Source organism: Actinomadura sp. 9N215, assembly GCF_044326345.1.
Taxonomy (GTDB): Bacteria; Actinomycetota; Actinomycetes; order Streptosporangiales; family Streptosporangiaceae; genus Spirillospora.
On record NZ_JBIRBA010000002.1, the window covers coordinates 50,783 to 57,799 of the forward strand.

The 7,017-nt window shown below is 69.9% G+C and carries 7 protein-coding genes; 3 read left to right on the forward strand and 4 right to left on the reverse strand.

Annotation, left to right across the window (positions count from 1 at the left end; translation table 11 throughout):
* Window positions 1–19: 19 nt before the first annotated feature.
* Window positions 20–745 (reverse strand): cation transporter, encoded by a 726-nt coding sequence (locus ACH34T_RS03100; protein WP_395990851.1) that lies wholly within the window; start codon window positions 743–745, stop codon window positions 20–22.
* Complete coding sequence (locus tag ACH34T_RS03105) at window positions 742–1,116, reverse strand: ArsR/SmtB family transcription factor (protein ID WP_395990393.1); 375 nt, start codon at window positions 1,114–1,116, stop codon at window positions 742–744. Before ACH34T_RS03105 ends, ACH34T_RS03100 begins: the two co-directional genes overlap by 4 nt.
* A gap of 867 nt (window positions 1,117–1,983) precedes the next feature.
* On the opposite strand from ACH34T_RS03105, the gene ACH34T_RS03110 reads away from it, so the two are divergent.
* Window positions 1,984–3,102, forward strand: coding sequence for a PLP-dependent cysteine synthase family protein (locus ACH34T_RS03110; protein WP_395990394.1), 1,119 nt, complete (start codon window positions 1,984–1,986; stop codon window positions 3,100–3,102).
* 4 nt (window positions 3,103–3,106) lie between these two features.
* On the forward strand, window positions 3,107–4,339 hold the full coding sequence (locus tag ACH34T_RS03115; RefSeq protein ID WP_395990395.1) for an MFS transporter: 1,233 nt from the start codon (window positions 3,107–3,109) through the stop codon (window positions 4,337–4,339).
* A 79-nt stretch (window positions 4,340–4,418) separates the two neighbouring features.
* Here the strand turns inward: ACH34T_RS03115 and ACH34T_RS03120 are convergent, their stop codons facing one another.
* Together ACH34T_RS03120 and ACH34T_RS03125 are read right to left on the reverse strand one after the other, a co-directional pair.
* Window positions 4,419–4,901: a pyridoxamine 5'-phosphate oxidase family protein gene (locus tag ACH34T_RS03120; protein ID WP_395990396.1), complete on the reverse strand. Its 483-nt coding sequence runs from the start codon at window positions 4,899–4,901 to the stop codon at window positions 4,419–4,421.
* Between the two features lie 360 nt (window positions 4,902–5,261).
* Window positions 5,262–5,786, reverse strand: coding sequence for a flavin reductase family protein (locus ACH34T_RS03125; RefSeq protein WP_395990397.1), 525 nt, complete (start codon window positions 5,784–5,786; stop codon window positions 5,262–5,264).
* A gap of 272 nt (window positions 5,787–6,058) precedes the next feature.
* Between ACH34T_RS03125 and ACH34T_RS03130 the strand changes: the two genes are divergently transcribed.
* Window positions 6,059–7,000 (forward strand): 3-oxoacyl-ACP synthase III family protein, encoded by a 942-nt coding sequence (locus tag ACH34T_RS03130; protein WP_395990398.1) that lies wholly within the window; start codon window positions 6,059–6,061, stop codon window positions 6,998–7,000.
* Window positions 7,001–7,017 lie beyond the last annotated feature (17 nt).

The following is a 7,017-nucleotide window of genomic DNA, read 5'->3' on the forward strand; positions in this document are numbered from 1 at the left end:
GCCGTGAGACGGGTGGAGCTCAGGAGCAGCAGGCGCAGCCAGGCCCGCAGGACGCGTAGCCGTCGCCCTGAGCCGCGGCGTTGACGTCGGCGGTGGCCCCCGCCGGAGTGGGACGGGCGCAGCAGGCGTCGCCGCGCCAGGCTTGGCGGCCTTCCTTGACCGCGACGGCGGCGATGACCAGCGCGGCGATCGGGTCCGCCCAGGACCAGCCGAACAGGCTGTTGACCGCGAGCCCGACCAGCAGGACGCCTGACAGGTAGGTGCAGAGCAGGGTCTGTCTGGAGTCGGCGACCGCGCTGGCCGACCCGAGCTCGCGGCCGGCCCGCCGCTGCGCGAACGACAGTCCGGGCATGATCGCCAGCGACAGGGCGGCCAGCACCAGCCCGGGCGTGGAGTGCCCGGCCTGGCCGCCGCCGACCAGGGCGCGGATCGAGTCGGCGGTGACGTAGGCGGCCAGCGCGAAGAACGAGACCGCGATGATCCGCAGGGCGCGGTGCTCGCGCCGCTCGACCAGTTCCGGGTCGCGCGCGGAGAACTGCCAGGCGACCGCGGCGGCGGAGGCGACCTCGATCATCGAGTCCAGCCCGAAGGCCACCAGCGCGCCCGACGAGGCGAGCGTCCCGGCGCCGATCGCTACGACGGCCTCGATCACGTTGTAGGTGATGGTGGTGGCCACCAGCAGCCGTACTCGCCGCGCCAGCACTGCCCGGCGGTGCGGTGAGGGGCCCAGCGACAGGACGGTCATCCCCGCGCCCGCCGCTCGGGAGCGCACGCGCCCACCGGCTGATCGGCGGCGGCGCCGTAGCTGGGACAGAGCGCGACGGCGCGGTCGGTGGCGGCCAGCAGGTGCTCGGCCGAGCGCAGCAGGTCCAGCAGTTCCGGGGTCGCGATGAAGTAGAACGACTGGCGGCCCTGCGCGCGGTAGTCGATCAGCTTGCAGCCGCGCAGGCAGGCCAGGTGCTTGGACACCGTCGACTGCGCCAGCCCGAGCTCGCGGGTCAGGTCCACCACCCGGGCCTCGCCCCGCGCCAGCCGCTGCACGATCGACAGCCGGACAGGGTCGGCGAGGGAGTGGAACAGCGCGGCCGCCGGCGCGAGCCCGTCCAACGATGTCATTCCACAATCAGAATCAATCGCCATATCGCGATGATAGCCGTCTGGGGGGATCTAACAAGGGCAGGTCGCTGCCGAAGCCGGGTTCGCGTACGACGGAAGAGCCGTCGTCGTCGGTCGCCCTCATCCTCCTGCGAGCGAACCGCTGCGCCGAGAACGGCCCGGTACGTCCGTCGTCCCCCGTCGCGATCGCGTTCGCGAGGTGCGCTCCAGCGGCCCCCCGCGATGCGAAGAGTTCCGCCCATCGGCGAGATCGCCAGGCTTCTAGATGATTTCAATCAACATTGAAAATCGCGGCCGATGATTCGCTGGAATGGAATATATTTCCTGGGCTAGCATCGCCGGATTGTGGAACTCGCGAGACGCGCCATGCAATGGCGCAGGTGTCTTGGCAGGCGCCTGTTCGGCCTGCTGGTCTTCGCGGTTTTCCTTGCCTATGGTTCACCGTGTGTCCCGTTGGGGCACTCTCATCATGAACACGGGGTCCTTTACGCTGCGGAGACCCATGAGTCACCGGCCACCCCGCCGGCCAGTGCTTCGCCGACGTTGGCGGTCGGCGCCGAGCATTGTCATGTGACCCCGCCGAACGGGGCGTCGCCGGGCTGCCAGCTGACGGGAACGCCAGTCCAGGCACCTCTGCCCATGGCGGACGCCCTGCTCGTCCCTGTGACCACGAGCCTTGGCAGCGGCACGCTGCCCTTGCCTGATGAGCCGTTGAACGGCTTAGGCCTGGCGGGGTACCGCACCGGTGCCGCCGCCTTGGCCGCGATTTGCGTTCTGCGAACCTGATCAGTCGCGTACGCCGACACCGCGTCGGCGCAAAAAAGCATGCTCATGTCATGTTCGCGACTGAAAAGGATCGTCATACCCATGAAGTCGACACGCCGTACCCCCTTGCCGGAAATCCTGGACGTCATCGGGGGAACTCCCGTCGTGGGCCTTCGCAACCTCACGACCCCCGACGAGGCGCAACTGGTCGTCAAGCTGGAGAACGCCAATCCCGCGGGCAGCCTCAAGGACCGGCCCGCCTGGTACATCGTCGAGCGCGCCGAACGGACCGGACGGCTGCGCCCGGGCGGAACGCTCATCGAGTCGTCGTCGGGGAACTTCTCCATCGCGCTGGCGATGATCGGCGCGTCCCGTGGCTACCGGGTGATCGCCGTGGTCGACCCCAAGCTCACCGCCACCAACCGCGGCCTGCTGGAGGCGTTCGGCGCCGAGATCATCACCGTGGACGAACCCGACGACTCCGGCTCGTACCACAAGACGCGCATCGAGCTCGCCAACCGGCTGCATCGCGAGATCCCCGGCTCCTTCCGTCCCGACCAGTGCTTCAACCCGCTCAACAGCGAGGCGCACTACCGCGTCACCGCGCGTGAACTGCTCGCACAGACGCGTCGTCTGGCGGCGATCGTGTGCACCGTCTCCACCGGAGGGCAGCTCGGCGGCATCGCCCGGGCGGTCAAGGAGGACGCACCGCACGTCAAGGTGATCGGCGTCGACGTGCACGGCTCCACGGTCTTCGGCGGCGAGCCCCACGCGTACCTGACCCCCGGCGTAGGGCTGAGCTGGACGCCGTCCAACCTGCCGGACCTGTCGCTGGTGGACGAGGTGTACCTGGTCACCGACCAGGACGCCTTCCGCGCCTGCCGCACCCTGGTGCGCTCCGAAGGGCTGCTCGCCGGCGTCTCCACCGGCGCCGCGCTCACCGTCGCGCTCAGCGAAGCCATGGAGGGCAAGCCCAACCAGCAGGTGGCCTTCCTCGCCGCCGACCGCGGTGAGCGTTACCTGGCCACGGCCTTCAACGACGACTGGCTGAAGGCTCACGACCTCACCACCGACGCTGACCCGGAAGGGCTGCGGCGACGTGCGCGGCAGCTCGCCCCGCACTCCACCAGGCCGGCCGTGGAATGCGCGAACTACCTGCCGGATCTGGCGGCCGAACTCGGTTCTCCGACGCTCGTGCTGGCCCGCTCCGAATGGCGGTGAAAGGGTGCTGACGCTTCTCCGCGAACGCTCGTTCCGGCGCCTGTGGCTGAGCCACTCGGCCTCGGCCGCGGCGACCGGAATGATGCCGACGGCGCTGACGCTCGCCGTCCTGGACGGACCCCACGGCCTGTCCGCGCTCGGACTCGTCCTCGGGGCACGGACCCTCGGGTTCGTCCTCGGCTCACTGCCCGGCGGCGTCATCGCCGACCGTTACCCGCGCACGGCGGTGCTCGCGACCTCCAGCGCGGTACGAGGCGGTGCGACCGCGGTGGTGGGCCTCGCCGCGGGCCTGCCCGTGGTGGCCGTCTGTGTCGCCATCGGCTTGGCGGGCGCGGGCGAGGGCACCTTCCGCAGCGCCTACCAGGCACTCGTCGCCGACCACATCGACAAGGACCGGCTGCAGGAGGCCAACGCCGCCACCACGCTCAGCCTGCGGATCTGGCTGGTCGGCGGGCCGACCGCGGCCGTGGCCCTGTACGCCGAGTTCGGCCGGGGCTTCAGCCTCACGGCTGCGGCCCTGCTGTGGTTCGGCTCCGCGGTACTCGCCGCGACCGTCCCGGCGAAGCGCACGACCGAATCGGAACAGAGCACCACCATGCTGACCGAGTTCCGGGACGGGCTGCGCGAGGCGCGCCGCCATCGCTGGTTTCTCGCCGGTCTGGGCGCGCTGGTCGCCTGGCTCGCCCTCGGCGAGGCCGCCAAGTACGTGATGCTGCCCGTGGTGAGCAGGGAGAGGTTCGGCTCCACCGCCCTGATCGGCCTGGCACTAGGCGCCTACTCGGCCGGAGCGATCGCGGGCGCCCTGCTGATGAGCCGGTGGAGACCACGACGCGTCGGGATCCCCGCCATGATCATGCTCGGGAGTTACGGGCTCGTCCCGCTCTCCCTCGCCTACGCCTCTCAGAGCTGGGTCATCATCGCCGCCTGCGCCATCGGCGGGATAGGAATCGAGGTGTTCAACATCCCGTGGTTCACCGCCATCCAGCGCGAGGTCCCCGGCCATTTGCAGGCCCGGATCTCATCGCTGGACTTCCTCGTCTCCTACGGAATGAGCCCCGTCGGCTTCGCCCTCATCCCACCCATGGTGGACGCCGCCGGCGCCCAGAGCGTGCTCACGACCGCGGGTCTTCTGGTCATGGGCAGCGCCCTCGCCGCGATGCTCGTCCCGGGTGTGACGAGGTTCAGCGACCCGCGCAACAAGGAAGTGGAGCGACCTTTGGTGGTCACCACCGGATAGCCGCCGGTCCGGGCCGGGATGTGGGCGTTGATCGGCACCCGCCCACGGACCCGACACTGCCGGCCGCGGGACGGACCATTTAGTCGACGGAGCTTTCCAGCCATCGGCCGTCCCGCATGACCGTACGCCCGACGAATTCGTGGAAGCCGTTCCAGACCTGGATTCGCCGGGGTTGCAGGCGCAGGTAGACGAACCTGCCCTCCGGATGGTTACGCGGGTCTGTGGAAACCTCGGCGTAGCGCTCGGCAATTTCGACGTTGATGTCGGGGACATCGATAGGCGACGCGCCGGCGTCGATCATGACGACGTCGGTGGTGTCGCCGAGAGCGACCCTGCCCCGCGGGTGAGCTTTGATGTTGGCGACAGTCCTGCTGCCGGCAAAGGTCGCGGTGTACAGAACCGACCCGTCCCAGACATAGGCGACCGGGATCAGGTGCGCGCCACGACCGTCACTGCCGGTGGCCAGCCACATCTGGAAGCCGGATTCGAGCCGCTTGCGAGCACAGGCCCGCCGCTCGGCCAGGCTGCGCGGGACCGGGATGAGTTCTTCGCCGACGACCACGACGATCCTCCTTCACATTCACTTAGGCGCAAGTTCCTCCCCCTGCCGGGGGTCTACTCCTAAGACGAACGGCGTATCGCACGTCGCGACACATCGCTGGAGAATTCACGGGCGAGTAGCAGCCGTGGAAGTACCGGACGCCGTGGGTGCGGAGGATCCACCGGCGGGACGGTCCACTACCTCACCGGCGCGTCGCGAACGCTCGCAGGGGGCGATGAAGACCCGATGCCCGGCCTGCGGGTAAGGCCGGGCCGGTGGTTCCGGCATGGGCTCGCGGGCGTGGATTCCTGTGGTCGAGGTCGAGGTCGAGGTCGAGGTCGAGGTCGAGGTCGAGGTCGACGGTTCGCGGCTGGGCGGCGCTCATGGGTGCTCGCTGCGGGCGTCCTGGGTGAGGGAGGGGGTGAACGTGCCGTATCGGCCGCGGTAGAAGATCAGCGGTCCGGTGTTCGCGCGGGTCTCCAGGTGGTGGACGCGGGCCACGACGATGTCGTGGTCTCCTGCCGGGTGGTGTGTCTCGACGTCGCATTCGAGCCAGGCGATGGATTCGTCCAGGATCGGTAGGCCCGACGGGGACGCCGTCCAGGACAGGCCGCGGAACTTGTCGCCTCCCGAGGAGGCCAGCCTGCGTGAGGTCTCGTGCTGGTGCTCGCCGAGGATGTTGACGCAGATCCGCCCGCTCCGGCGCAGCCGCGGCCAGGTCAGGCTGGTGTGCGCGACGCAGAACGACACCAGCGGGGGGACCAGCGAGACCGAGGTGAACGAGTTGACCGCGAGGCCGGTCGACGCTCCTTCGCTCAGTCCCGTGACGGCCGCGACACCCGTCGCGAAATGCCCCAGCGCCGCGCGGAGTTCAGCCTGCGACGGCTCGACGGAATGCGTCGTCATCGCCCTCCTCTCCGAACCTTTCCCGGCGTGACCCGGCCATCTTCCGAGCCCGCGCTAAAAATGTTCTTAATGTGCGGTGTCCGGCATTCTCCCGGCCGCTCCAATTTTTGGGGGAGTTTTAGCGGGGCTGGTTAGCGTGGCCGCGGAAATGGAGCGACGGTCGGATGGGAAGGGGTGCTCAATTGGAGCGGAGTCCGGTACGGATTCTCTCGGCCGGGACGGCTGTACCCGGGCCGCCGATCGACACGGCGGCACTCGCCGACCGATTCGGAATGGACGGTCTGTGGCGGCAGTGGGTGGAGACCTTCATCGGCACCCGCTCGCGCCATCTCGCGATCGACCTGGCCACCGGGGAGCAGCGGCAGACGCTGGCGGAGCTCGGCGCGCTGGCCGCCGGGCGGGCCCTGGCGCGGGCGGGCGAGTCCGCGCAGGAGGTGGACGCGATCGTGCTCGGCACCGCGACGCCCGACACGCTGATGCCGACCGCCGTCAACGTGATCGCCGATCGGCTGCGGATCGACGACGTGCCCACCTACCAGCTGCAGTCCGGCTGTTCGGGCGCCGTGCAGGCCCTCGACGTCGCGGCGGCGCTGCTGGGCGGCGGCGCGGTGCGCACCGTCCTGGTCCTGGGCGGCGACGTGATCGCCAAGCACTACGACGTCACCGCCGACCTGGCCGCGCTGCCGCCGGCCGAGCTCGTCAACTACGTGCTGTTCGGGGACGGGGCGGGCGCGGCCGTGCTGACGACGCGGGACCGGCCGGACGCGCCGGTGCTCCGGGCCGTGCGGACCCGGCTGGCCGGGCTGGACCGGGCGCCCGGCCAGATCCTCAACTGGTACGGCCTGGCCGACCGGAACAGCGCCGTGGCTCCCGCCGCCGAGGACTACAAGGCGATCGAGGAACTGGTGCCGGTGCTGGCCGAGGACGTGATCGCGGACCTCCTGGACGACCTCGGCTGGGACCGCGGCGAGGTCGACTACCTGCTGCCGCCGCAGCTGTCTGCGGTGATGACCGCCAAGATCACCGAGAGGCTCGGCCTGCCGTCGGCCAAGGAGGTCTCGTGCGTCGAGCACACCGGCAACACCGGCAACGCGCTGCTGTTCTTCCAGCTGGAGATGTTGCTGGAGACCATGACCGCGCCCGCCAGGGCGGTCGCCGCGGCCATCGAGTCCAGCAAGTGGATCAAGGGCGGCCTCGCACTGGAGTTGACGTGAGCGCCGCGTCCCCGGAC

Excerpts from the sequence above, each read along its gene's own strand:
- ACH34T_RS03100 (WP_395990851.1), bottom strand. The coding sequence starts at position 745 with ATGACCGTCCTGTCGCTGGGCCCCTCACCGCACCGCCGGGCAGTGCTG.
- ACH34T_RS03105 (WP_395990393.1), bottom strand. The coding sequence starts at position 1,116 with ATGACATCGTTGGACGGGCTCGCGCCGGCGGCCGCGCTGTTCCACTCC.
- ACH34T_RS03110 (WP_395990394.1), top strand. The coding sequence starts at position 1,984 with ATGAAGTCGACACGCCGTACCCCCTTGCCGGAAATCCTGGACGTCATC.
- ACH34T_RS03125 (WP_395990397.1), bottom strand. The coding sequence starts at position 5,786 with ATGACGACGCATTCCGTCGAGCCGTCGCAGGCTGAACTCCGCGCGGCG.
- ACH34T_RS03130 (WP_395990398.1), top strand. The coding sequence starts at position 6,059 with ATGGACGGTCTGTGGCGGCAGTGGGTGGAGACCTTCATCGGCACCCGC.